We start from the raw sequence: 25,621 nt of genomic DNA, 5'->3' as shown, positions 1-25,621 counted from the left end.
CTGAGCTGCCCAGCATACCAAGATCTTGTCAACTCGTTACTCGTGTGCTGTCATCATGTCCTACAAGTTGGAGAGATCATGGAATGCCGGCCGAGCGAAGGAGTGGACAAGCCACGGCTCGTGACGACGCCCACCCCAGCGCGGCTGATGTCATCGCGTCGGGCTGCGCCCCGCCCGGTAGGACGAGCGCGCGCCACAAGGGTGGGCTGACCGGCCACGGCACGGGCCTCGGAAAGCCGGCACCTGGCCACACATGCACCGCGCCGGTCGTCGGCCTGCCGGACTGCGCCGAGGAACTCGCGCATTCGGTGTGGGCAGGCCAGTCAGCGGTCGGAGTAACACCTCATCACCGAGAACAAGGAGAGGCAATGAAGCCTGATCCAGACGATCACGCGGCTACCCGCGCCCCGTCAGACGGGGCGACGACACGGAGTCGACTGCGCCTGCTGGCGGGAGCCCTCACCCTCGCCGTTGGCGCCACCGGGTTCCTCACCACCGGCCCTGCGCAGGCGGCGACGCCCGCCGACCCGGGAGCGCGCTACATCTACGCGTCCCCGGACGGTACCGGCTCGGCGTGCGCCCAGAACAACGCGTGCTCGCTGACCGAGGCGCAGGCGCAGGTCCGCAAGTTCAACCAGAACATGCAGGATGACATCGTTGTCCAGCTCGCAGGCGGCACCTACTCGCTGAGCAAGCCGCTCACCTTCACGGCGGCGGACTCGGGGCACAACGGCCACCAGGTTCGGTGGCAGGCGGCTCCAGGCGCGCATCCGGTCCTCTCCGGCGGCCGGACTGTCTCCGGGTGGAGCCTGAGCGACCCGGCCCACAACATCTGGTCGGCCGGCGTGCCCGCCGACCTGAAGACGCGACAGCTCTACGTCGACGGCGTTCGCGCCGATGTGCCCCGGTCCGCGACGGGACTTCCCGCGGGCAGCAAGGTGACCGCCACCGGATACACCGTGCCCGGCAACAGTCTCCAGTCGGTCCGCAATCCCGCTGACCTCCAATTCATGTACCACCCGCTGGATTGGGCACAGGAGAGCTGCAACGCGGCCTCGATCACAGGGACGGCCTCGCAGACGACCGTCACGATGGCGCAGCCCTGCTGGGGCACCGTGCAGTCGTTCTACGGCGGCACGGAACGGGCGGACCTGCCGCAATATCTCGCGAACGACTATTCGTTCCTGAGCCAGCCCGGTCAGTGGTACCTCGACACGGCCGCGCACCGGATCTACTACATTCCGCGGTCCGGCCAGAAAATGTCCACCGCGAACGCGGTGGTTCCGGTCCTGCAGAACCTGGTGACCGGCGCGGGAACGGCTACCGCTTCCGTCCACGACATGACGTTCCAGGGGCTGACCTTCGAATATGCCACCTGGATGCAACCCAGTACGGACGTCGGCTTCGCCGAGACCCAGGCAAACCTGCTGATCACGACGCCGGATTCGTCGTACAACTGGAGTCCGGCTCACTTCGTGACCCCCAGCGGCGGAACCACCTGGAACAACACCCCCTACGGCAGCCAGGCGCAGGTGATGCCGGAGGCAGTGGAGTTCCACGCCGCCAGGAACATCAGCTTCGCCCGGAACACCTTTGTGCACCTCGGCGGCGCCGGCCTCGGTCTGGACCAGGGCAGCCGGCACAACCACGTGATCGGCAACGTGATGACCGACATTTCGGGCAACGGCCTGCAGGTGGGATCGGTCTCCGACCCCAACCAGACCGACCCGAATCTCATCGACGCCTACAACACCGTGTCCAACAACTACGTCCACAAAGTGAACGTGGAGTTCCTCGGCGGCGTCGGCATGTTCTTCGGCTATGTGCGCGACACCACGATCTCGCACAACGAAATCGCGGATCTGCCCTACAGCGGTATGTCGATCGGCTGGGGCTGGGGCTCGCTGGACACCACCCCCTCGATCGACGAGAACAACAAGATCATCAACAACTACGTTCACGATGTGATGCAGGACCTGCATGACGGTGGCGGGATCTACGCCCTCGGCCCGCAGCCGGGTGGCGTCATCTCCGGCAACTACATCGGGAACGTCGTCCACGACAGCGGCCACGTCTACCTCGACCAGGGCAGCACCGGGTGGACGGTCAGCCACAACGTGATGTCCACCGGGACCACCTGGATGCGCGCCAACCCGAACTCCTTCGACCCGAGCAGCAACGTCGCCAAGGACAACTACACCGACCTGTCCATACTCGCCTCCGGAACGGTGGCGATCAGTGGCACGACCACCGTGGCCACCGGTGAACTGCCGGCCTCGATCATCCAGAACGCGGGCCTCCAGCCGGCGTACAAGGACCTCGCCCCGACCACGCCGAGCGACACCCAGGCGCCCACCGCTCCGCAGCACCTGCAGGTCAAGGTCGTCAACCCGACCTCGCTGCACCTGAATTGGGCCGCGTCGACCGACAACGTCGGCGTGACCGGTTACGAGATCGCCGTCAACGGCCGTCTGGTCCAGGTGACCGCCACTCCGGGTGCCACGCTGACCGGCTTGACTTCCGACAAGGTCACGAAGATCACCGTCCGGGCCCGGGACCTCGCCGCCAACCTCTCCACGGCCGGCGGAATCTCGGTGCAGATGCCGGCGGCGGACACCCAGGCGCCCACCACCCCCGGCACGCCGACGGTCGACTCGGTGTACCCGACCACGGTGAACCTGTCCTGGCCGGCGTCCACCGACGACTGGGGAGTCACCGACTACCAGGTGTATCGCGACGGCGTGCTGGCCGCCACCACGACGGGCACCTCCGCCGAGGTCGACGGCGCGACCCCCGGTCAGACCGCCCAGTACACCGTCAAGGCCAAGGACGCGGCCGGCAACCTCTCGGCCGCCAGCCCCGCGGTCAGCGCGACGACGCCGGACCTTCCCAACCTGGCACTGCACGCACCGGCCACCGCGCTGTACCTCGACGGCAGCACCGCCCTGATGCAGCCGAACTCGATACCGGGCTACGCGGTCGACGGTGACCCGTCGACCTTCGCCCAGGCAACCAACCAGTACGCCTGGCAGCTCCAGGTCGATCTCGGCTCGTCGCGCACGATCTCCACGGTCGTGACCACGATGCCGTCCGACAAGTTCGCGACCGAATACAACATCGCGACTTCCCAGGACGGACAGAACTGGACGATCGCCGACAAGGTGACCGGATTCATGGGCGGGGTGAGCACGCAGAACCTCACCACCCCGGTCACCACGCGGTACCTGCGGATCGTGGCGGTACACCCGGACGGCGGCGGGCAGACAGGCGGCCAGATGGCCATCAGCGAGCTCGCTGTCTACGGCAGCTGACCGAACGTGCGAAACACGGCGGTGAAGTCCACCGCTCGTGTTTCGCACGTTTCGCGATCGCGGCCGGCGATCGCGTGGCACGCGAACTAGCACGCGCCCGATGGGTGTGTGCGCCGGGGTCTCAGACGACGGGGGCGACGGCGTCTGTCCACGCCCGGCAAGGGCTGGCTGCTCCTGCTGTCCGTCGGAATGATCGCGGGCGCGTCCGGCTCTGGCACCGCCACGGCCGTCAAAGGCAACGAGTCCTCGGCCGCGCCCTGCGACAGCACTCCAACCGGCATCAGCGTTCAGGGTCACCAAGCGATACATCCTCGCGGCGCGCAAGCTGACGAAGGACGCCGCGAACCGGGTCGGCGGCGCGCTTTGGGGAAGGTAACTGCAACCAGCGGACCGCTGTCGGACCGCTCCCGAAGGTGGCCCGCGCACTGCGTCGCAGACGAGGTGGTGCCCGGAGCCGGACTTGAACCGGCACGCCCGCGAAGGGGCAGCGAGGTTCAAGCCCCCTGGGACGTCACAGCGTTCGATTCGACGAAGAACAACGCGAGACGGAACAGCGGCAAGGCGAGGAGAGGCGACCTCCGGCTGCCGAGTGTCTGCTCGAACTCGGCCTCAACCGGCACAGCGCGCCGGTGTACGTCCACCGCGGTGGCTGCTGGAACGCAGCCAAGCGGTCGCGCGGCGTCGATGAGACCGAGGCGCGCCGGGCGCTCGCTGCCGGTGTCGCCGCTTGCCCGCACTGCCGGCCGGACGGCGAGCTCGGCCACCTGGAGGGATGACACGACAGGCCCCCTGCCGCATGCGCAGGGGGGCCTGGACCGGAGCTGCTTGCTTAACTCCGCGTGAGCGGCGCCAGAGGTCAGCGCTTGAACATGTCCTTGATCTTCTCCTTGGCCTGGCGTGCATCACCCTTGGACTTTTCCGCCTGGCCTTCGACGACCATCGGGTCGTCGACGGCGGCTCGTCCAGTGGCCCTCTTGAGCTTTCCCTTGACCTGCTCGGCCTTGGCCTTGGCCTTCTCACCAGCCGACATGGCAGACGCACCTCCTGCCGTGGTTAGCGATATGTCCGTAATTGTGAGTCCCGTGTGCCCGGCACCGCCCCTCACTAACAGGTCTGCCGGGTCAGGTCGCTAGGCGCTCCGCGGGCGGCGGCGCGTTGTCTTCTTCGCCGTGGTCTTCTTGGCGGGCTGCTTCTTGGCGGTCGCCTTCTTCTTCGGCTTCGGCAGCTCGTGCACCTCGGCCGGGCCCGCCCCCTGGGCGCGGGAGGCCTTGGCCTTCGCCACCGACTCGTTCAGCGCGGCCATGAGGTCGAGTACCTGGGTCGGCTGCTCAGGTTCCGGTGCCTCGGGGAGTGGCTTCACCTCCCGCTTCGCCTCGATCAACTGAGCCATGGCCTCGGTGTAGCGGTCCTGGAACTCGGGACCCACCAGTTCGTCCACCGTCATGGTGCCCATGAGGGCGAGCGCGCCCTCGATCTCCTGCTCGGACACCTCGACGGCCGGCGGGAGCAGGTCGATGGGGTCGCGGATCTCGTCTGGCCAGCGCATGGCGTGGAGGACCAGGACGTCGTCGCGGACGCGGAGCAGGCCGAGTCTTTCGCGGCCGGACCAGGCGTACTTCGCGACGGCCACCTTGGCCGAGCGGCCGAGGGCTTGGACCAGGAGTTTGTACGGCTTGGCCGCGACTGGGCTGGACGGCTGGAGGTAGTAGCCTTCGGCGATCTTCAGCGGGTCGATGGACTCCAGCGGCACGAACGCGTCGATCTCGATGGCCTTCGCAGTCGGCAGTGGCAGGTTGCTGAGGTCCTCGTCCGTGATGGGGATGACCTGCGTCTTGGTCAGTTCGTAGCCCTTGCCGATCTCGGACTGGTCGACCTCGCGGTCCTCCAGCTCGCACCCTTCCGGTACCGGATCCGGCCTCGGTCGGCCAGATGGTCCGGGAGGTGAGGTCTGGGCCGTCTGTGGGCCGGCGAAGAGTGGCCCACAGCGACCATCAACAACCAATGTCCACCCCGCGAGCACAGGTCAGCGCTGTGCCCACGTCGATGGCGCGAGGTCGGTTCGGGCTGACGTCACTTCTTCGACTACTGATCGCGCTCGACGGAACTGGACTCGCCCACGAAGGCTCTACCGACCACTTGATCCGCGCGGCGACACGCGATACGCCATTCCTTTGATCCGCTGCCGCTGACAGCGAGAGCTCTGTTGACGCGAAAGGTGCCGATTTGGGCATCTTCTTTGTGTATGTGCCAACGGTGGTGTTCTTCGGGTTGGGAATCGTGCGGATCCTCAAAAGGAGAGGAGTTCGGACCGAGGGGCGGCGTGGCGGTATGAGCTGGAACGCCAACATTTCTTCGATCGATGTTATTTATCGAGACAAAAGAGGGAAAGGCATTATGTCACGATCGTAGCCGAGGGCATCGGGCTTATGACACCTGTCCGCCTCGTAGACCTGCTTCGTGATTCCTGGAGGACTGCGGTATTACGTCGACGTACTGCTGAAGGGGGGAGTAAGAAGCTCACAGCGAATGCACCCGCAGGGCCGAGCCATATCCGTCCACCCGGAACGATGCCTGGAGAATGGCGCAGCTGTAGTGCCGCTCGGCATCGTTGAAGTCCGTTTTCGCGTGCTGAGGAAGCCTTTTCCACCAGATCATCACTCGTCTTGACCGATCCGGGCCCGACCCTGTTCTCTGCCGTCACCGGCTATCGCCCGCAGCGTTGATCCGCCCCGGATTGCGGCGCGACGCCAATGGCATTCGCCTACAGGGGGTCATGGTGTCTCACGCAGGGCGACGTGACACCTTTTGCTACAAATGAACGACGGAACTAGCCTCATTTTATGGCTATCGCGACCACGAATCCTGTGACGGGCGAGGTCATCAGGACCTTCGAGGAACTCACCGCCGAGCAGTTGGACGACAAGCTGGAGCGGGCCGCCGCCGCGGCGATCAGCGACGACCTCGACACACCGTCCTTCCCGCTGGAGGCGGCGGCGAAGGACGCCGCTTTGATCACCGAGTCTGCTCACGGTGCCGGGCTGCGGCTGGGCATCGCGGAAGTCGTACGTGACCGGTTGCAGTCGGCTGCCACGCACGGTCAGGGGCGGGCGGACGTGGCGGCCACGTACCGGCTGTCGCGACGGGCGGCCTGATCGGGCCGTCTCCCGGACACCGGTCCGGGTTCGGGCCCGCCGAAAGGAGGCATTGATGACACGAGCAGGAGTCGCGTCGGCGCGGACGAGTAGCGCGCAGCTCGCGGACATCGTTCCACGGGTAGACGACGAGCAGTGGGAGTCGCCCTCCGCCTGCAAAGGCTGGCGGGTCATCGATGTGATCGCCCACCTGGCGGCCCTCGCCCATGAAGCGGTCGAACCCCCCACACCGCACCCGTCCTGGCCGCAGGTTCGCGAGCGCTACCACGACATGCGGGTCGGCGAGCGCCGCGGCTGGAATCACCGTGAGGTGATCGACGAGTGGAGGCGCTACACCCCCCGGCAGTTGGAGCTCCTGGAAGCGGGCCAGAAGACGCCGCGAGCGGACGACCCGATACCGGTGCCGGGCTTGGGAACCTATCCGCGGCATCTGCTGGCCGACACGATGGCGTTCAATGTGCTCTGCCATCTGCGTTACGACCTGCTCGGCCCGCGGGGGCCGCTGCCGTTCACGGTTCCGGCGCCGACAGACGAACTGGTGGCTCCGGCCGTGGAGTTCATGCTCGCCGGGGTGCCGCAGATGCAAGGTCACGACCTGGACGCCGCGGTCACCGAGCCGCTCGTGCTGGACCTGACCGGCCCCGGTGCCACGACGGTCACGATACTGCCCGCCGAGGGCGGGCCCGCCGGGCTGACTGTTGCGCCTGGCGCCCTCGGCTCGACCCAGGTCCACAGCAGCGCGGCCGACTTCATCTGCTGGGGTACCACCCGCACTCCGTGGCGCGAGCACTGCGAGATCACCAGAGACGCCGCTGTCGCCGAGCCGTTCCTCGACCGCCTCGACATCATCTGACACACGATCCCGTTCTTGGCCTTTCCCCCCGCGGGGCGCGGTCGCAAGCGGCAGCACCGCTCTCGCCGTTTGAATGCAAAACAGCCCCGAGAACACCATCGACAAGTCGATAATCGCGAACCGGACAGACGAAAAGGAAGTGCGTCACCATGTCGAATTCGTCGCTGAAGAAGGTTCTCATCACGGGAGCCGGTTCCGGCTTCGGTTTCGAGGCGGCCATGCGGCTGGCCCAGAAGGGATTCGACGTCATCGCCAGCGTCGAGATCTACGCCCAGGTGCAGACCCTGAAGTGGCAGGCGGCCGAGCGGAAGGTCGACCTGCACGTGGAGAAGCTCGACGTAACCAACGACGGCGACCGGCGCAAGGCTCTCGACTGGGGCGTGGAGATCCTCGTGAACAACGCGGGCGTCGGAGAAGGAGGCTCGACGGTCGACATCCCCGGCGCGAACATCCGGCACCAGTTCGAGGTCAACGTCACGGGGCCGCTTCTGCTCACCCAGGGGATCGCCAAGCAGATGATCAAGCGCGGCGAGGGCCGTATCGTCTGGGTCTCGTCACGGGAGGGCCTGAACGTCAATCCGTTCACGGGTATCTACTCGGCGTCCAAGCACGCGATCGAGGCGATCGCCGAGACCATGGCGTACGAGCTGCAGGAGTACAACATAGAGGTCGCCACGGTGAATCCGGGGCCGTTCCTGACCGGCTTCAACGACCGGATGTTCCAGACGTGGGAGAGCTGGGAGGACGACCCCGCGGAGCGACTGTTCGACTACTCCGAACTCGCCTTCCCGCGGGCGCAGTTCGACCCTGAAGCCGTCTTCGCCACGCTGACGGCCGTGGCGGCCGGCGAGGTCGACAGCTTCCGGAACCTGGAGCCGAAGTCCATGATCGACGAGACCAAACAGCTGCAGCGGATTCCGTGGGAGCGCAAGGTCACCGATGGCCTCGGTACCCGGCATGAGGCCATCAAGAACGCCTACAAGATGAAGCCGGAGACACCGGTCTCGGCCTGAACCGGCATCGCATCAACGTGGCGGCCCCCGGCAGGGACGGCAGGGGCGCACGACACCAACGCGGCGCTACCGGAGCCTGGACGCGCGGATGGCACGCGGGCCACGACCCGGCCGCGCCCCGTGCCGGGACCGTGGTCGCACCCGGGTCGCGGGCTGAGCCGCCGCGACGCCGTCAGGCGAGGACTTCGAGGAGTCGTTTGCCGAGGACCCCGGCCGAGTGCGGGTTCTGGCCGGTGATGAGGTTGCGGTCCTCGACCATGTACGGCTCCCAGTTCGGCCCCCGGCTGAAGTCGACCCCGAGCTTCTCCTTGAGGTCGGTCTCCAGCAGCCACGGGGCTCGGGGGGCCAGCCCTACGCCCTCCTCCTCGTCATTGGTGAAGGCCGTGATCTTGTAGCCCTTGAACGGCGAGACACCGTGGATCCGGGTGGCCAGCATCGCGGCCGGGGCATGGCACACGATCGCCAGCGGCTTGCCCGACTGCAGCTGCTCGGTCAGCAGGCGCCCGGTATCGGGGTCGAACGCCAGGTCCTGCATCGGCCCGTGACCGCCCGGCAGGTAGACGGCGTCGTAGTCCTCGAGCCGCACGTCCGAGAGCTTGAGCGGCCGCCGCATCCCCTCGGCGTCGCGAATGATGTTCTCCTGCTGCAGGGCCCCGTCCTCACCACCGTTGAAGGACGGGCGCAGGCTCATCATGTCGACGGTGGGAATCACGCCGCCCGGAGTGGCGATGATCACTTGGTGACCGGCATCCGTGAGGATCTTGTACGGGTTCGCGAACTCTTCCGCCCAGTAACCCGTGGCATGCCTCGTGCCGTCCTTAAGCACCCAGTAGCTGGCACCGCTGACGATGAACAGTACCTTCGCCATACCCCATGCTCCTTCGTCCCGACCTTCGCGCCCAGGCGCGACCACGGCTGGGCAGTCCCCGCGCACTTCGCACGCTAAGTGGGCCATTGCCGTCGCGCACTTCGGGGCCGCGGGCTCGGATCCGCGGCGGGACCATTGGGGTGAATCACTGGGACTCGTCCGTCCTGACAGCCCACGTCGCGAGAGTGTGCGGAGTCAGCCGGCCTGACTCGTGGGTGATCGATCCGATGGAGGGCCGCTTCCTCTGCCTGTCCACTTGCCGATCTGGGTCACGATGACCAGCGTGACCCAGCCTGCTGCTACGCCGATGGCCGTGTCCGCCAGACGTAGCAGCGGCTGTTTCCAGGCCCCGTGCGGGTTCAGTCCTGCGACGACCATGACGACGGTGGTGGTGATGGCCGCGGTCGCTTCGTCGCCGGGCCGTCCGATCAGCCCGGGCACCAGGACGCTCAAGCCCACGAGCAGGGCGAGGCCCCAGGCGTGAAAGGGCAGGAACGCGAGGTATGCCAGGCAGAGTACGAAGCTGATGAGGGTCGCCGACATGCGAGCGATCGCCACGATCGCACTCTCCCTTTTGCATTCCCGGATCACGAAGATCGTGGAGATCGCAGCCCACATGCCACCGAGTTGCCCTTCCTCGTACGGCTGATGAGTCGACCACAGTCTGGTCGCCGCCCAGTAGCTCAGCAAACTGGCCAGGCCGACCTCGACCGAGTACCTCAGCAGCCTTCCGGTCCCCGCCTTCGGTGAACTCGATGTCACCGCCATGCTGCGATCGCTGTCTCGTGGAACCGCAACGCGCGACTGTGACAGGACATGCCCGTTCGTCACTTACCGGTGACGGAGTCGTGGGCCGCGCCGAGGATGAGATCCGTGACGGCTTGGGGGTGGGAGATCAGGGACACGTGGGAGGAGTCGATCTCCACTGTCCTGCGCGCGTGCGCGCGTTCGGCCTCGTACCGTTCGAGGCTCGGGTTGATGGCCCGGTCCTGTCTGCCTACGAGCACGTAGACGGGCTTGTCCCGCCAGGCCGCTTCGGTGAGTTTGTCGGTGAAGGCGGACTGTGTGATCGGCCGCTGTGTCGATGCCATGACGGACGCCTGCTGCTGGGAGAGGTCCTGGGCGAAGGTGGCGTGGAGTTCGGCGGGCCGGATGTACACGTCGGTGCCCGTGGTGGTGTCGCCGTTGCGGAAGGGGACCTGCCTCAGCGCCTTGGTGAGCGGGGCTGCCGCGAATTTGCCGGAGAGGCTGGCGAAGGATTCTCCCTTGTCCGGCATGATGGCGTTGACGTACACGAGTGCCTTGACGTTGTCGAGGCCGGCGGCCGCCTGTGAGATCACCTCGCCGGCGTAGGAGTGTCCGACGAGAACGATCGGTCCCTTGATGGTTTTGAGGAGGCTGTTCAGGTACGTCGAGTCCTGGGGTATGCCGCGCAGCGTGTTGGGCGGGGCGATGACCTGGTAGCCGTCCCGCTGCAGGCGCTGGACCACTGCGTTCCAGCTGGACCCGTCGGCGAACGCTCCGTGTACGAGCACCACGGTTGGCTTCTGGGCCGCCGGGGCCCGACCGATGTCGTCCGCGGCGTGAGTCGGCATCGGCATCACTGTCAGGGCGGAGAGCACCGCCACTCCAAGGGCCAGTCTGCCCTGGCCCGATGTCAGGATTCCGGAGACGGTCATGTGCTTCCACTTCCTCGGCGTACAAGGTGAACTCGGCCTGTTCGGCGACTGAGAAAAGTGAGGGTCGTACGGAAGGCGTCGCCCGCAGCCACCCCGAGAGCCCTGTCCGGCCGGCTGCGCGGAGTCGCGCGGACCTCCTTCGCGGAAGTCGTCGTGCTCCGCGTCCGCCGCATCTCCCGGATCACCATGTTCGCGTGTATCTGCTTGCCGCGCATTCGTTGCCGTGGAGGGGGGGCCGGTGGGGGGTGTGGTCGCCGCTCGACAGTCGCCGCTGGACCCCGACTACTCGCCGCCGCGCTGGATGCGCGACGACGAGTAGTCGGGGTGCCGCATCGTGAGACGCGCGAGGGTTCGAATGGGTGAATTGCGAGCTATATCGCGCGGTCATACGGTGGATATCGGCTGTCGCGACGACGAGTCCCGCGACGAGTGTCGAGGAGCGGGCGGGGTGGCCGCAGCATGCGGCCGGACGTCTGTCGCTAAGGACGCCGAAGGCGAGGAACCCCAACACCACCAGTGCTGGCAGGTGCCGCACCTCGCATCATGTCCACAGGGAGGAGTGGTACCACGTGTGCAGTCACAGGGGGGTGCAGCAAGAAGGTAGACCCGACCATCATGGTCCCGACTGCTGTGGCCGCTGCTGGCCCGGCCGGAACTGCCTGAGAGTCGCGCAACGCGATTACGACGGCCCCGGCGGCTTCGCTCACAACTACATTGAGGCGCTCCCGCGCCCCGGCGTCTGCGGCGAACCCCCGAAGCACACCCCTGGGTGTTCGACCGCCACCACGGCGACCGCCGCCGGGCCTCGTAAGGCGCGGCCGCACAGCATCGAAAAGAGGCCGCGACGACCCCTTGCTCAACGCACAGCACGCCGTCCGGCCATACGAATGCTCCCTGAGCCCGGCCTGTCTGACGCACTTGCGCGTAACGCATCCGAGTCTGCTCCACCACGTGGCGCCCAACAGTCGGCCATGGCCTGTGTCGTCGGGCCGGGGGTCAACAAGCCCCGTAGCTGCGCGGTGCGCCCCCGGCGCTGCCCTTGGGGCACCGCAGGAGCGACTGCCCCTGTCGGTCACTAAGCGTCACCGAATCAGCAGGGCGCAAGCTGACGCAGGACGCCGCGAAACGGCTCGGCGGCGCGCTGCGGGAACCGTAATTGCAACCAGAACTGCAACCAGCGGGCCACTTCCGGGTCACCCCCGAGGGCGGCCCGCCTCCTGCGTCGCAGACGAGGTGGTGCCCGGAGCCGGACTTGAACCGGCACGCCCGCGAAGGGGCAGCGAGGTTTAAGCTCGCCGTGTCTGCATTCCACCATCCGGGCAGGCCATGGGGCTCCGCTTCGAGGCTCGAGCCTATCGGGACGCATCCCCCGAACAGCGGAAGGGCGGACCGATGTTGTCTTATTTTATTGACGTCTGAGGGTGCATCAGCCCGCGGAACGGGCCATCCGCACTTGCCAACAGCGTGACGTGACGTGGGTACGCCCGTACGTGGAATGACGGAATTTCACCGTCTGAAGGAGGGTGCTCCACCCGTTCTCGACGCCGTTCGAGATCGGTTCGAGCGCCCCCTCAGGGGCCGCCGTCCTCCCCAGGTATGACACGGCGCCCTCCCGTCCGACCCGAGTCGCCCTCCGGAACCGGAACAGCGACTGACTACACGCGCCCTGAGCGCCGGGACGATGGAGCGGTCCCCTGGAACACGTCGTCCCGACAGGAGCACCCTCCCGTGACCACCACACCCACCGCCGGCCGGACCACCACCGTGGCCGCACGCGCCACGGAGCTGTCGAAGATCTACGGGCAGGGTGAGACCCGGGTGGTCGCCCTGGACCAGGTCTCCGTCGACTTCCGGCAGGCCGAGTTCACCGCGATCATGGGCCCGTCCGGCTCCGGCAAGTCCACGCTGATGCACTGCGTGGCCGGCCTCGACACCTTCTCCTCCGGTTCCGTGCGCATCGGCGACACCGAACTGGGCTCCCTGAAGGACAAGCAGCTCACCAGGTTGCGCCGGGACAAGATCGGCTTCATCTTCCAGGCCTTCAACCTGCTGCCGACGCTGACCGCCCTGGAGAACATCACCCTGCCGATGGACATCGCCGGCCGGAAGCCGGACAAGGCCTGGCTGGACCAGGTGATCTCGATGGTCGGGCTGTCCGGGCGGCTCGGCCACCGGCCCTCGCAGCTCTCCGGCGGCCAGCAGCAGCGCGTGGCCGTCGCCCGCGCCCTCGCCTCCAAGCCCGAGATCATCTTCGGTGACGAGCCGACCGGCAACCTCGACTCGCGCTCCGGCGCGGAGGTCCTCGGCTTCCTGCGCAACTCGGTGCGCGAACTCGGCCAGACCGTCGTCATGGTGACCCACGACCCGGTCGCCGCCGCCTACGCCGACCGCGTGGTCTTCCTCGCCGACGGCCGGATCGTCGACGAGATCCACGGCCCGACGGCCGACTCCGTCCTGGACCTCATGAAGCAGTTCGACGCGAAGGGCCGTACCTCCTGATGTTCCGCACCGCCCTGCGCAACGTCCTCGCGCACAAGGCCCGGCTGCTGATGACCGTGCTCGCCGTCATGCTCGGCGTGGCCTTCGTCTCCGGGACGCTCGTCTTCACCAACACCATCTCCGACGCCTACCAGAAGAGCTCCGCCAAGGGCTTCGACCAGGTCGACGTCGCCGTACAGCCCAAGTACCAGGACTCCAGGGGCGACCGGGTCGGCAAGCTGTCCGACCTGACGCGGGCCACGCTGGAGAAGGCCGCCAAGGTCCCGGGCGCCGCCTCCGCGACCGGTGTCGTCAGCGGCTTCACCGCCGTCGCCGACCAGCACGGCAAGCTCGTCGGCGGCGACTGGCAGTCCGCCGGCGGCAACTACTGGGGCACCAAGGACGCCCGGTACCCGCTGGTCGGCGGCCACGCCCCGCACGGCAAGGGCGAGTTCCTGCTCGACTCCAAGACCGCCGAGCGGGCCGGCTACCAGGTCGGTGACACCGTGCGCCTGTCGGTGAACGGCCCGGTCCTCACCCCGACCCTGGCCGGCATCTTCACCACCGACGACGGCAACGTGTCCGCGGGCGGCAGCCTCGCCCTCTTCGACACGCCCACCGCACAGGCCCTGTTCGGCAAGCGGGGCACGTACGACGAGATCGACGTCAAGGCCGCGCCCGGCACCAGCCAGTCCGCGCTGAAGGGCGAGCTGGACAAGGCCCTGCCCTCCCACCTGGTGGAGACAACCACCGGCAAGACGCTCGCCGACGACCAGGCCAAGCAGATCGCCGACTCGATGAGCGGGCTGAAGCAGACGCTGCTGGTGTTCGCCGGTATCGCGCTTTTCGTCGGCACGTTCATCATCGCCAACACCTTCACCATGCTGGTCGCCCAGCGCACCCGGGAGCTGGCCCTGCTGCGCGCGGTCGGCGCGTCGCGCCGCCAGGTGACCCGCTCGGTGCTGATCGAGGCGTTCGCGGTCGGCGCGGTCGCCGGTGTGGCCGGGCTCGCCGCCGGTATCGGCATCGGGGCGGGTCTGCGCTCCCTGCTCGGCTCCTTCGGCGCGAGCGTGCCGGACGGGCCGCTGGTGATCAGCCCCGGCACCGTGGTGGCCGCCCTCGCGGTCGGCATCCTCATCACCATGCTCGCCGCCTGGCTGCCCGGCCGCCGGGCCGCGAAGATCCCGCCGGTGGCGGCGATGAGCAGCGTGCACGCCAAGGCCACCACCAAGTCGCTGGTGCTGCGCAACACGCTCGGCGCGCTGTTCGCGGCGGCCGGCGTCGCGGTGGTCGTCGCGGCCACGTCGATGGACGCCGACTCCGCCCAGGGCCCGATGGGCATCGGCGCGGTCCTGCTGATCATCGGCGTGTTCATCCTGACCCCGCTGCTGTCCCGGCCGCTGATCGCGGCCGCCGCCCCGGTGCTGCGCGCCTTCGGTGTCTCCGGCAAGCTGGCCCGGCAGAACTCGGTGCGCAACCCCCGCCGTACGGCGGCCACCGCCTCGGCGCTGATGATCGGCCTCACCCTGATCACCGGCATGACCGTGATGGCGGGCAGCCTGCAGACGTCCATCGACAAGATGGCCTCCTCGGCGATCCGCGCGGACTACGTCGTCTCGATGGCCAACCGGTCCCCGCTCTCCCCGGACGTGGCGACGAAGCTCGCCGCCGCCGACGGCGTCACCGCCAGCAGCCCGCTGCGCAACGCCGCGTCCCGCATCGACGGCAAGACCGAGTTCCTGACCGGCGTGAACGGCTCGTCCATCGGGAAGCTGACGGACTTGAAGGTGGACAACGGCTCCTTCACGGTGAGCGGCACGCGGGTCGTCGTGGACAAGGACCGGGCCAAGGAGTACGGCTGGACGGCCGGTTCGCGCTTCACCGCGCACTTCGAGGACGGCAAGGCACGCACCCTGACGGTCGCCGGGGTCTACGAGGGCAACGACATGATCAACGGGATCATGCTCGACGACAAGGTCCTCACCCCGCACCTGAAGGACCCGGCCGACATGCAGGTCATGGTCAAGACGGCCCACGGCGCGTCGAGCGCGACCAAGGACCGGCTGACCAGGGTCCTCGGCGACAACCCGGCGATCAAGGTCCAGGACAAGCAGGACATCTCCAACAGCATCGCGCAGATCTTCACGACGATGCTGAACATGCTCTACGGGCTGCTCGGCATGGCGGTGATCGTCGCGGTCCTCGGCGTCATCAACACCCTCGCCATGTCCGTCTTCGAGCGCGCCCAGGAGATCGGCATGCTCCGCGCGATCGGCCTGGACCGCAAGGCGGTCAAGCGGATGGTCCGCCTGGAGTCCCTGGTGATCTCCCTGTTCGGCGGGGTGCTCGGCATCGGCCTCGGCGTGTTCTTCGGCTGGGCGGCCGGTCAGCTGCTGGGCACGAAGATGCCGACGTACGAACTGGTCCTGCCCTGGGGCCGGATGGCGGTCTTCCTGCTGCTCGCGGGCACGGTCGGCATCCTCGCCGCCCTGTGGCCGGCCCGGCGCGCGGCCCGGCTGAACATGCTGGCGGCGATCAAGGCCGAGTAGCCGTACGACAGTCGGGGCCCCCGTTCCGGTCGCGGAACGGGGGCCCGCGGTGTCAGCCGTGCCAGGTGCGCGGGCGCGGCGACAGCCCGGACGCGCCCGACTCCGGGGTGCGGATCGCCAGGACCTGGTTGACGCCGATCCGGTTGCGCTCGAAGGCGAGCGCGGAGGCGGCCATGTAGAGCCGCCAGACGCGGGCCCGGCCGGGGCTGGTGAGACGGACGGCGCGGTCCCAGCCGGCCTCCAGGTTGACGACCCAGCGGCGCAGGGTGCGGGCGTAGTGCTCGCGGATGGACTCCACGTCCCGCACCTCGAACCCGGCGCGCTCCAGCTGGGTGACGGTGGTGCCGATGGGCGCGAGCTCGCCGTCCGGGAAGACGTACGCGTCGATGAACTCGTCCACCTGGTACGCCGATTCGTCGCGCTGCGGGCGGCGGGCGATCTGGTGGTTGAGCAGCCGCCCGCCGGGCTTCAGCAGGTCGTACAGCCGGCGGGTGTACTCCAGATAGCGCTCGGCTCCGACGTGCTCGGCCATGCCGATGGAGGAGATGGCGTCGAAGGGGCCGTCCCCGACATCCCGGTAGTCCTGGACCCTGATCTCCACCCGGTCGGTCAGCCCCTCGTCGGCGACACGCTTACGGGCGTACGCCGCCTGCTCCTGCGACAGCGTGACCCCGACGACGCTCACGCCGTGCTCGCGGGCCGCGTGGATGGCCATCGAGCCCCAGCCGCAGCCGACGTCCAGCAGCCGCTGTCCGGGCGCCAGACCGAGCTTGGCGCAGACGAGTTCCAGCTTGTCCCGCTGGGCGCCCTCCAGGGTCCCGTCGTCCTCCCAGTAGGCGCACGAGTAGACCATGGACGGCCCGAGGACGATCTCGTAGAAGTCGTTCCCCACGTCGTAGTGGTGGCTGATGGCCCGCCTGTCGGTGCGCCGGGTGTGCAGATGCCGGCGCGGCCTGCGCATCTCCTCGCGCGGCGGCGCGGGCGGGATCGGCGGCCCCGCCAGCTTCAGCAGCTCGCGGGCGGCGGCCCGCACGGCCGGGTCGCGCACGGCCTCGACGAGTCCGCGGGCGTCCTCCCCGCGCTCCCACACCAGTCCCGCGAGGGAGTCCAGCACGATGTACAAGTCGCCCTCGATGTCCAGGTCGCCGGAGACCCAGGCACGGACGAGGCCCAGCTCGCCCGGTTTGAACAGCATGCGACGCAGGGCGCGGCGGTTGCGCACGACGAGCGCCGGCGCGTCCGGCGGCCCGGCCTGCGACCCGTCCCAGGCCCGCAGTCGGACCGGGAGCGGGGCTCCCAGCACCTGCTCGGCAAGACTCCTCAGCCGCGACGCGACGTCGGCCATGGGCACACCTCCAAGACGAGATCCCGGATGCCGGTAACCACGTAAACACCGTCCGCTGTCCCGCGCAGTCCCGCAAAGGAGTTACAACTGAGCAAAATGGTTGCAGGGGCCACGTAGATGGGCCGCGAAGTGTGCGCGGGGACCTGCCGTCGGGCCCCGTCACGAGCCGCGTCGACGGCGGTGATCACGGGAGGCGTGCGGTCGAACGGCGCCGCGTTCGCCGCCGCCGCGGTCCCCCTGTGGTGCCGACCGGATACGAGGCCCTGGGCTTCTCGGGCCACGGGGGCCGCTTGCGGGACCACCAGGGGGCCCGAGGCCGCGGTGGACGGCTGCCACAGCGGCGATTCCGGCCGGCGGGCCGTCGTCGGCCGGGGCTGCCGCCGGGTGCTCGACAGCATCCGGGTACCGGTGGCCGCACACGCCGAAGGACCTCCCGCACCACGGATGGCGGGAGGTCCTTCGGGGTGTTCCGGTGACCGGAGGTCAGGAGGCCTTGGCCTTCTCCTCGGTCTTGGCGGCGGCGACCGGCGCGGGCTTGGCGGCCTCGTAGAACTCCTCGCGCGGGTTCTCCATGGCGCCCAGGGAGACGACCTCGCGCTTGAGGAACATGCCGAGCGTCCAGTCGGCGAAGACGCGGATCTTGCGGTTCCAGGTCGGCATCGCCATGCCGTGGTAGCCACGGTGCATGTACCAGGCGAGGCGGCCCTTGAGCTTGATCTTCATCTTGCCCATGACGATCATCGCCACGCCCTTGTGCAGGCCGAGACCGGCGACCGCACCCTTGTTGGCGTGCTCGTACTCCTTCTGCGGGAAGCCCCGCATGCCGGAGACCACGTTGTCGCCGAGGACCCTGGCCTGGCGCAGCGCGTGCTGGGCGTTCGGCGGGCACCAGGCGTTCTCGTTGCCCGCCTTGCGGCCGACGAGGTCCGGGACCTGGGCGTTGTCACCGGCGGCCCAGATGTAGTCCGTGCCCTTGACCTGAAGGGTCGGCTCGCAGTCGACGTGGCCGCGCGGGCCGAGCGGCAGACCGTAGCGGGAGAGGGCCGGGTTCGGCTTGACGCCGGCCGTCCACACGATCGTGTTGGAGTCGACCTCGAGGCCGTTCTTCAGCACGACGTGGCCGTCGACGCAGGAGTCCATGGAGGTGGAGAGGTAGATCTCCACACCGCGGCCCTCGAGGTGCTCCTTGCCGTACTGGCCGAGCTTGGGACCCACCTCGGGGAGGATCTTGTCGGCGGCGTCGACGAGGATGAAGCGCATGTCCTCGCGGGACACGTTCTTGTAGTACTTGGCCGCGTCCCGGGCCATGTCCTCGACCTCGCCGATGGTCTCCGCGCCCGCGAAGCCACCGCCGATGAAGACGAAGGTGAGCGCCTTGCGGCGGATCTCCTCGTCGTTGGTGGAGTCGGCCTTGTCGAGCTGCTCGAGGACGTGGTTGCGCAGGCCGATGGACTCCTCGATGCCCTTCATGCCGATGCCCTGCTCGGCGAGGCCGGGGATCGGGAAGGTGCGGGAGACCGCGCCGAGCGCGATGACGAGGTAGTCGAAGGGCAGCTCGTACGCCTCGCCCACCAGCGGGGCGATCGTGGCGACCTTGCGGTCCTGGTCGATGGTGGTGACCCGACCGGTGAGGACCTCCGCCTTCGGCAGCACGCGCCGCAGCGGGACGACGACGTGGCGAGGGGAGATGTTGCCGGCGGCGGCTTCGGGGAGGAAGGGCTGGTAGGTCATGTACGACCGGGGGTCGACGACCGTGACGGTCGCCTCGCCGTAGCGCATCTTCTTGAGAATGCGCCGAGCTGCGTACAGGCCTACGTACCCACCGCCTACTACGAGGATCCTGGGACGCTCCGTGGTGCTCATGCCATCGAGTATCCACCCGCCCAGGAGGGGGTGCTCGTGCGCCCCTTCACAAGGTCCGACAGGGCCTGTGCTACACTCCGCGACCCGCGTGACGCAGGTCATGGCCGACGAAGGGAACCGCAGCACCCTTTGGGCTGTTGTCAAGGCCGTGTGAGCTGCCGCTCTCGGCGGCGAGCGAGGGGTGGGCCGCCCGGAACAGCCCCCTCGGAACGCGATCCGAAGGCGGTGCGCGACCTCCATCTGAACGTGTTCAAGGGCCCCTTCGCCCCCCGAAAGGGGCAACGGACACCCTTCCGTGCACCGGCCGGGCCGAAATCCTTGTGAAGAACTTCACGAAGTTTTCCGACGCGGCGTCACCGAGGGGCCCCGAAGGGCCCCCGGGAGACGCTCAAACGTTATCCGACCTGCTCAGCAGTTCGCTACCCATCAGTAACAAAAAGAGGCCGGGAAAGGAGATTCCCTCGGGGCGAGAGGCCTCATCGCCGGGCCGGCGGACCGGTCAGCCCCGGTGCGCGGCCCCGCTCCCCGACTCCGTCTCTTCGGCCACCTTGAAGGCGATGCCGTCGAGGATGTCGTGCTCGCTCACCACGACCTCCTCGGCACCGATCCGCTCCATGATCGCCAGCAGCACGAGGGCGCCCGCGCCGATGACGTCGACCCGGCCGGGATGCATGGACGGGATCGCGGCACGCTCGGCGTGTGTGGAGCGCAGCAGCCACTCGGTGATCTCGCGGACGCGGTCGTGGGAGATCCGCGAGTGGTGGATACGCGCGGAGTCGTACTCCGGCAGCTTCTGCGCGATGGCCGAGACGGTGGTGACGGACCCGGCCAGGCCCACCAGGGTGTGCGCCTCGCGCAGCGGGACCGTCTGCTCGGCGAGGTCCAGGGCCACCTCGATGTCGGCCCGCATGGCGGCGATCTCCTCCTCGGTGGGCGGGTCGGAGACCTTGCCGCCGTGCACCAGGTGACGCTCGGTCATCCGCACGCAGCCCACGTCCACGGAGCGCGCGGCCCGCACATGGTCGTCCCCGACGACGAACTCGGTGGAGCCGCCGCCGATGTCCACCACCAGGTACGGCCGGGTGAGGTCGTCCCGCCCCTTGAGCTCCTCGGTCGCGCCGGTGAAGGAGAACTCGGCCTCCTGGTCACCGGTGATGACCTCCGGCTCGACCCCGAGGATGTCCACCACGCCGCGCACGAAGTCGTCCCGGTTCTCGGCGTCGCGGGAGGCGGAGGTGGCCACGAAGCGGAGCCGCTCCGCGCCGTGCTCCTTGATGATCTGCGCGTACTCACGGCAGGCGGCGAAGGTGCGCTCCAGCGCCTCCGGGGCGAGCCGGCCGGTACGGTCGACTCCCTGGCCGAGCCGAACGATCGTCATCCGCCGGTCCAGGTCGACGAGTTCACCCGTCTGCGGGTGCACGTCGGCGACGAGCAACCGGATGGAGTTGGTACCGCAGTCGATGGCGGCCACGCGGGTCACTTCTCGTCCTCCTCGATGCGCCTGGCGGCGAAGTGGCCCGTGCCGTCCTCCGTCGTCTCCACCTGCCACTGCCCGCCGGCCGGCGGCTGGGCCGGTGTCACGCACGGCCCCTTGCGCCACCACTCCGGCAGCAGGGCGATCGCCTCGTCGCCCAGCGGGTTCACGCCCGGGCCGGCGGCCAGCGAGTGGGCGACCAGGACGTGCAGGCACTTCACCCGGTCCGGCATACCGCCCGCGCTGGGGAAGCCCGTCAGCTCCTCGATCTCGTCCCGGCGCCGGATGTAGTCCTCGTGCGCGGCCCGGTAGGCGGCGGCCAGCTCGGGGTCCGTCTGCAGCCGCTCGGTCATCTCCTTCATCACGCCGTCCGCCTCCAGCGTGCCGATGGCCGAGGACGCCTTCGGGCACGTGAGGTAGTACAGCGTGGGGAAGGGCGTGCCGTCGGGCAGCCGCGGCGCGGTCTCCACGACGTCCGGCTGACCGCAGGGGCAGCGGTGCGCGATGGCCCTCAGGCCCCGCGGCGGACGGCCGAGCTGCTGCTTGAAGGCCTCGACGTCCGCGTCGGTGGGCTCGGAGCGCGGAGTGGGCGGCGGGGGCGTTTCCATGACTGCTTCAGGTTGGCTTTCTATCGATTACTGGTCGGAGGCGTCGGACTTGTCGACGCCGTCCCACACGTTCGCGTACCAGGGCCGGCGGGCGGCCCGGAGGTCGGCGCGGGACTGCTTGGCCGCGCCCGGGTCGATCACCACGTACCCGGTCTCCCCGGGCATCACATAGTGCAGCCGGCGGCGGATCTGCTGTTCGGCGTAGGAGTCGTCCTGCCAGCGCGCCTTGAGGTCGCGCAGCTGCTCCACCCGTTTGCGGGCCTGCTCCTGCTGCCGCTGGAGGTCGGAGATCTGCGCGCGCTGGGAGACGTACTGCCGCATCGGATAGGCGAGCGCGACGACGAGCGAGCACAGCACCAGCGCCAGCAGCGCCGCGCGGCCGGTGAGCCGGGAGCGGCGGGCCTGACGCTTGGTCTGGGAGCGGTAGACCCGGGCCGCCGTCTGCTCGCCGAGCAGCCGCAGCCTGGTCGCGGTGGAGAAACGGTCCCGGTCCCTGACGGCCATGTGGCTCTCCGCCTCCCCTTTCACACGTGCGTACGTCCCCGGACACGGTACGGGACCGGGTTCGGGGACGTACGTACGACTGGCCAAGACGTGGCCCGGGTCGCGTCAGCCCTTGAAGCGCGGGAACGCGGAGCGGCCGGCGTACACCGCGGCGTCGTCGAGGATCTCCTCGATGCGCAGCAGCTGGTTGTACTTGGCGACGCGCTCGGAGCGGGCCGGGGCGCCGGTCTTGATCTGGCCGCAGTTGGTGGCGACGGCCAGGTCGGCGATGGTGACGTCCTCGGTCTCGCCGGAGCGGTGGGACATCATGCACTTGTAGCCGCTGCGCTGGGCCAGCTCGACGGCGTCCAGGGTCTCGGTCAGCGAGCCGATCTGGTTGACCTTGACCAGCAGGGCGTTGGCGGTGCCCTCCTCGATGCCGCGGGCGAGGCGCTCGGGGTTGGTGACGAACAGGTCGTCGCCGACCAGCTGGACCTTGTCGCCGAGACGGTCGGTGATGACCTTCCAGCCGGCCCAGTCGTCCTCGAACAGCGGGTCCTCGATGGAGACAAGCGGGTAGGAGGCGACGAGCTCCTCGTAGTACTCCGTCATCTCGGCGGCGGAGCGCTCCTTGCCCTCGAAGAGGTACTTGCCGTCCTTGTAGAACTCGGAGGCGGCCACGTCGAGCGCGAGGGCGATCTGCTGGCCGGGGGCGTAGCCGGCCTCCTTGATGGCCTCGATGATGAGGTCGAGGGCCTCGCGGTTGGAGCCGAGGTTCGGGGCGAAGCCGCCCTCGTCGCCGAGGCCGGTGGACAGGCCCTTGTTCTTCAGGACCTTCTTCAGCGTGTGGTAGACCTCGGCGCCCCAGCGCAGGGCCTCGGAGAAGGACTCCGCGCCGATCGGGGCGATCATGAACTCCTGGATGTCCACGTTGGAGTCCGCGTGCGAGCCGCCGTTGAGGATGTTCATCATCGGCACCGGCAGCAGGTGCGCGTTCGGGCCGCCCAGGTAGCGGAAGAGCGGGAGGTCGGACGCCTCGGAGGCGGCGTGGGCGACGGCGAGGGAGACGCCGAGGATGGCGTTGGCGCCGAGGGAGCCCTTGTTGTCGGTGGCGTCCAGGTCGAACATGGCCTGGTCGATCAGGCGCTGCTCGGTGGCGTCGTAGCCGACCAGCTCCGGGCCGATCTGCTCGATGACGGCGAGGACGGCCTTCTCGACACCCTTGCCCTGGTAGCGGCCCGGGTCACCGTCGCGGAGCTCGATGGCCTCGAAGGCACCGGTCGAGGCGCCGGACGGGACGGCGGCACGACCCGTGCTGCCGTCGTCGAGGCCGACCTCGACCTCGACCGTGGGGTTGCCTCGGGAGTCCAGGATTTCCCGGGCTACGACGACGTCGATGGACGGCACGAGCATCTCCTTCTTGGATGTGACGCTGGTAGTGCGGGGCGGTGAGCCTTACGGCTGTGCCTTGCGGCTAGAGCCTAACCGTCCCCGGGGGATCAGCCACCGACCGACCGTCCCGTGGACGGAGAGGACACGCAGACGGTACCCATTGTTCACGATCGGAACAAAGGGGGGTAGGGGTGAAGAGCGGGGAAACGGTAGGGGTGACGAGCGGCGAAAACAAAGACCCCGCCCCGGCGCGTACGGGGGAACACGCGCCGGGGCGGGGAGACCGTGGGGACGGGGTGGCCCTCACGAGGCCTTCAGTCTGCGAGCCGGGGATGTGAGGGCGCTGTGGGTCCGTTCGGAGCCGGGTGTCACTTCAGGTGCAGCTGCTGGCCCGGGTAGATGAGGTCGGCGTGCTGGACGATGTCCTTGTTCAGCTGGAACAGCTTCTGCCAGCCGCCCGCGACGTGGTGCTTCTCGGCGATGGCGCTGAGGGTGTCGCCCGCGACGACCTTGTACTCGCCGTCACCCTTCTTGACCTTCGTGCCGGTCGGGGTGGTGACGGTCTTGCTCACCGAGGGGGCCTTGCGCTCGGTGGAGCGGGTGGCGGCCTGCTGGTCGGTGGAGCGAGTGGTCGCGCCGGTGCTCGTGCCGCTCGACGGGGTGCTCTTCGAGGAGGTGGTGGGGGCCGAGCCGTTGTAGGCGGCGCTGGACAGGCCCGTGCCGCAGACCGGCCAGGCGCCCTTGCCCTGGCCCGCGAGGACCTTCTCGGCGACGGCTATCTGCTGCGCCTTGGTGGCGAGGTCGGCGCGCGCGGCGTACGCGGTGCCGCCGTACGCGGCCCAGGTGGAGTTGGTGAACTGCAGACCGCCGTAGAAGCCGTTGCCGGTGTTGATGGACCAGTTGCCGCCCGACTCGCACTGGGCGACCGCGTCCCACTCGGAGGCGGTGGCGGCGGAGGCGTTGCCGGCCGCCATCAGCGGGGCGGCGACGGCGGCGCCGGTGACGCCGGCGAGCGTGATGGCGCGGACGGCCTTGGACGGACGACGGTGCTTGCCCTTGCCGGAAAACAGCATGGATCGATCCCCTCACCGACGCCTGCGAGGTGAGCTGTCGGGTTCGGGCCGGTTGAGTTGCCCGGCCGCACGCTCGCTTTCGCGAGGCGCGGCTTCACCCCAAGCCGGTCCAGCGTCAACCGCTGGGCCCGGCGCTTACCTTGGGTCCCCCGCTCCTGCCTACGGCGCATGACGCGACGACTGTTCCCGGGCAACCGCTGGCAGGATTCGGCGTTGCGACTGCCGGGGCTCGTGATGACGAGCGGTCCTGACCGTAGCCACGAGATCGCCGGAATTTCAAAGACGATCAGGGCTTCTGAGACTCATCCCACACTTTCACCAAACCGGACATCCGCCGCGAAACAGGGCGCCAACTCTCCCTATTCGGCGCCCTTTTCGCCCCCGACTTTCAGGGTCTGACCGGCGCTGATGTGGTTCGGGTCGGCGCCGATGGCCTTCTTGTTGGTTTCGTAGAGCGCGCGCCATCCGCCGTCGACGCCGAGGGAGTCGGCGATGGAGGCGAGGGAGTCGCCCTCATGGACGGTGTAGGTGTCCGGTCCTCGGCCGGCGTGACGGCCGGAAGACGTGCCGCTCTGACCGTTTGACACGCTTTCGTCCGCACTCGCGCCGCGGTGCCGTCCGCCACTGTTGAGCGCGCCGGTGTCGACCAGACTCCAAGAACCGGGGGCCTGCTGGTAATTGTCCGAGTTGTCGGCACCCGAGGCCGCTGTGGACGAGCTGTCGCTTCCCTGTGAGCTTCCGCCGCCCGACGAACCGAACTTGCCCGCCTTGTCGGACTTGGGGGTACTGGTCCCGGTGAAGTCGCCGGTCTCGTCCGGGGTCCCGGTGGCGTCCTTGCTCGGGTCCGGGGTCGACGCGGCGTCCGAGCCGGAACCGGAGTCCGAGGAGTCCGTGCCGGGAGTGGAGTTGGAGTCGGAGCCGGACGAGGAGGAATCCGGCAGACCGGACGAGTCGGATTCGTCGGTGGAACCGGACGTGCCGCTCGACCCGCCGCTGTCACCGGGGGTGCCGACACCGGTGTCGACATCGACCGAGGCGGAGTCGGAGGTCAGCCCGGCCGTCAGCGCGCACATGGTCCAGGGCTTGGTGCCCTGGTCGGCGAGGATCTTCTCGGCGACGGCGATCTGCTGCGAACGGCTCGCCTGGTCGGCGCTCTCCGCGTACTGCGTGCCGCCGTAGGTGTCCCAGTCGTCCTGCGAGATCTGCAGGCCGCCGTAGTAGCCGTTTCCGGTGTCCGCGCTCCAGGAACCGCCGCTCTCGCACTCGGCGACCTTGTCCCACGTGGTGCCGTCGGCCGCGTTGGCGCTCGCGGCGCCGAGCAGCGGGATGGCGATGGCGGAGCCGGTCACTCCGGCCGCGACGAGGAGGGCCGGAGCCTGGCGGGGGCGACGGTGACGACCGTTCCCGGAGAGCATGCGGAAGCCTTTCGTGCGACAGCAGGACCGGCGCGGCGAAGTCGTTCCCCTCGCCACACTGATGG

General features: G+C 68.6%; 20 protein-coding genes, 1 tRNA gene and 1 riboswitch. Of the genes, 7 read left to right on the top strand and 14 right to left on the bottom strand.

The annotated features are described in order from the left end of the window. The first annotated feature begins 368 nt into the window (after positions 1 to 368). Together AB0L59_RS25595 and AB0L59_RS25590 are read left to right on the top strand one after the other, a co-directional pair. Positions 369 to 3,311, top strand: a complete 2,943-nt coding sequence (locus AB0L59_RS25595; protein ID WP_365587779.1) for a discoidin domain-containing protein — start codon at positions 369 to 371, stop codon at positions 3,309 to 3,311. Between the two features lie 629 nt (positions 3,312 to 3,940). After that, complete coding sequence (locus tag AB0L59_RS25590; RefSeq protein ID WP_365587777.1) at positions 3,941 to 4,087, top strand: DUF6233 domain-containing protein; 147 nt, start codon at positions 3,941 to 3,943, stop codon at positions 4,085 to 4,087. A gap of 80 nt (positions 4,088 to 4,167) precedes the next feature. Here AB0L59_RS25590 and AB0L59_RS25585 read toward each other — a convergent pair whose 3' ends face one another. Then, positions 4,168 to 4,341, bottom strand: a complete 174-nt coding sequence (locus AB0L59_RS25585; protein WP_355155283.1) for a CsbD family protein — start codon at positions 4,339 to 4,341, stop codon at positions 4,168 to 4,170. A 99-nt stretch (positions 4,342 to 4,440) separates the two neighbouring features. After that, the gene (locus AB0L59_RS25580) at positions 4,441 to 5,313 is read right to left on the bottom strand and encodes a Ku protein (RefSeq protein ID WP_365587775.1); all 873 of its coding nucleotides are present in this window, start codon (positions 5,311 to 5,313) and stop codon (positions 4,441 to 4,443) included. 838 nt (positions 5,314 to 6,151) lie between these two features. Between AB0L59_RS25580 and AB0L59_RS25575 the strand changes: the two genes are divergently transcribed. From AB0L59_RS25575 to AB0L59_RS25565, 3 genes are all read left to right on the top strand, one after another. Further along, the gene (locus AB0L59_RS25575) at positions 6,152 to 6,463 is read left to right on the top strand and encodes a hypothetical protein (protein ID WP_365587772.1); all 312 of its coding nucleotides are present in this window, start codon (positions 6,152 to 6,154) and stop codon (positions 6,461 to 6,463) included. Between the two features lie 55 nt (positions 6,464 to 6,518). Further along, positions 6,519 to 7,316 carry a maleylpyruvate isomerase family mycothiol-dependent enzyme gene (locus tag AB0L59_RS25570; protein ID WP_365587770.1) on the top strand — a complete coding sequence of 266 codons (798 nt, stop codon included), beginning with the start codon at positions 6,519 to 6,521 and terminating at the stop codon, positions 7,314 to 7,316. 149 nt (positions 7,317 to 7,465) lie between these two features. Next, complete coding sequence (locus AB0L59_RS25565; protein WP_365587768.1) at positions 7,466 to 8,329, top strand: SDR family oxidoreductase; 864 nt, start codon at positions 7,466 to 7,468, stop codon at positions 8,327 to 8,329. 172 nt (positions 8,330 to 8,501) lie between these two features. Here AB0L59_RS25565 and AB0L59_RS25560 read toward each other — a convergent pair whose 3' ends face one another. The 4 genes from AB0L59_RS25560 to AB0L59_RS25545 all read right to left on the bottom strand — a co-directional run bounded on the left by AB0L59_RS25560 (position 8,502) and on the right by AB0L59_RS25545 (position 12,197). Then, positions 8,502 to 9,197 carry a type 1 glutamine amidotransferase domain-containing protein gene (locus AB0L59_RS25560; protein WP_365587765.1) on the bottom strand — a complete coding sequence of 232 codons (696 nt, stop codon included), beginning with the start codon at positions 9,195 to 9,197 and terminating at the stop codon, positions 8,502 to 8,504. Between the two features lie 195 nt (positions 9,198 to 9,392). Then, the gene (locus tag AB0L59_RS25555) at positions 9,393 to 9,965 is read right to left on the bottom strand and encodes an FUSC family protein (RefSeq protein ID WP_365587763.1); all 573 of its coding nucleotides are present in this window, start codon (positions 9,963 to 9,965) and stop codon (positions 9,393 to 9,395) included. Between the two features lie 59 nt (positions 9,966 to 10,024). Further along, positions 10,025 to 10,876: an alpha/beta fold hydrolase gene (locus tag AB0L59_RS25550; RefSeq protein ID WP_365587760.1), complete on the bottom strand. Its 852-nt coding sequence runs from the start codon at positions 10,874 to 10,876 to the stop codon at positions 10,025 to 10,027. Positions 10,877 to 12,110: 1,234 nt separating this feature from the next. Beyond that, positions 12,111 to 12,197 (bottom strand) — tRNA-Leu (locus tag AB0L59_RS25545). 407 nt (positions 12,198 to 12,604) lie between these two features. On the opposite strand from AB0L59_RS25545, the gene AB0L59_RS25540 reads away from it, so the two are divergent. Next, the gene (locus tag AB0L59_RS25540; RefSeq protein ID WP_365587759.1) at positions 12,605 to 13,375 is read left to right on the top strand and encodes an ABC transporter ATP-binding protein; all 771 of its coding nucleotides are present in this window, start codon (positions 12,605 to 12,607) and stop codon (positions 13,373 to 13,375) included. Then, positions 13,375 to 15,903, top strand: a complete 2,529-nt coding sequence (locus AB0L59_RS25535) for an FtsX-like permease family protein (protein ID WP_365587756.1) — start codon at positions 13,375 to 13,377, stop codon at positions 15,901 to 15,903. Before AB0L59_RS25540 ends, AB0L59_RS25535 begins: the two co-directional genes overlap by 1 nt. A 52-nt stretch (positions 15,904 to 15,955) precedes the next feature. Here the strand turns inward: AB0L59_RS25535 and AB0L59_RS25530 are convergent, their stop codons facing one another. The 8 genes from AB0L59_RS25530 to AB0L59_RS25495 all read right to left on the bottom strand — a co-directional run bounded on the left by AB0L59_RS25530 (position 15,956) and on the right by AB0L59_RS25495 (position 25,556). Beyond that, on the bottom strand, positions 15,956 to 17,248 hold the full coding sequence (locus AB0L59_RS25530) for a class I SAM-dependent methyltransferase (protein ID WP_365587753.1): 1,293 nt from the start codon (positions 17,246 to 17,248) through the stop codon (positions 15,956 to 15,958). 483 nt (positions 17,249 to 17,731) lie between these two features. Next, positions 17,732 to 19,111 carry an NAD(P)/FAD-dependent oxidoreductase gene (locus AB0L59_RS25525; RefSeq protein ID WP_365587750.1) on the bottom strand — a complete coding sequence of 460 codons (1,380 nt, stop codon included), beginning with the start codon at positions 19,109 to 19,111 and terminating at the stop codon, positions 17,732 to 17,734. Between the two features lie 499 nt (positions 19,112 to 19,610). Next, positions 19,611 to 20,591 (bottom strand): Ppx/GppA phosphatase family protein, encoded by a 981-nt coding sequence (locus AB0L59_RS25520; RefSeq protein WP_365587748.1) that lies wholly within the window; start codon positions 20,589 to 20,591, stop codon positions 19,611 to 19,613. Beyond that, complete coding sequence (locus tag AB0L59_RS25515; protein WP_365587745.1) at positions 20,588 to 21,193, bottom strand: DUF501 domain-containing protein; 606 nt, start codon at positions 21,191 to 21,193, stop codon at positions 20,588 to 20,590. The genes AB0L59_RS25520 and AB0L59_RS25515 overlap by 4 nt, the downstream gene beginning before the upstream one ends. Before the next feature lie 27 nt (positions 21,194 to 21,220). After that, complete coding sequence (locus AB0L59_RS25510) at positions 21,221 to 21,697, bottom strand: septum formation initiator family protein (protein WP_365587743.1); 477 nt, start codon at positions 21,695 to 21,697, stop codon at positions 21,221 to 21,223. A gap of 105 nt (positions 21,698 to 21,802) precedes the next feature. Next, positions 21,803 to 23,089, bottom strand: a complete 1,287-nt coding sequence (gene eno, locus AB0L59_RS25505; RefSeq protein WP_365587742.1) for a phosphopyruvate hydratase — start codon at positions 23,087 to 23,089, stop codon at positions 21,803 to 21,805. A 347-nt stretch (positions 23,090 to 23,436) separates the two neighbouring features. Further along, positions 23,437 to 24,141, bottom strand: coding sequence for a transglycosylase family protein (locus tag AB0L59_RS25500; RefSeq protein ID WP_365587739.1), 705 nt, complete (start codon positions 24,139 to 24,141; stop codon positions 23,437 to 23,439). 4 nt (positions 24,142 to 24,145) lie between these two features. Then, positions 24,146 to 24,318, bottom strand: a riboswitch (cyclic di-AMP (ydaO/yuaA leader). Between the two features lie 182 nt (positions 24,319 to 24,500). Further along, positions 24,501 to 25,556, bottom strand: a complete 1,056-nt coding sequence (locus AB0L59_RS25495; protein ID WP_365587736.1) for a transglycosylase family protein — start codon at positions 25,554 to 25,556, stop codon at positions 24,501 to 24,503. Positions 25,557 to 25,621: the final 65 nt, after the last annotated feature.

Origin of the sequence: Streptomyces sp. NPDC052109 (assembly GCF_040680195.1) — a bacterium.
Lineage (GTDB): Bacteria > Actinomycetota > Actinomycetes > Streptomycetales > Streptomycetaceae > Streptomyces.
Note: the sequence above shows the minus strand (reverse complement) of the source record. Positions and strands in the feature narration are given on the sequence as shown.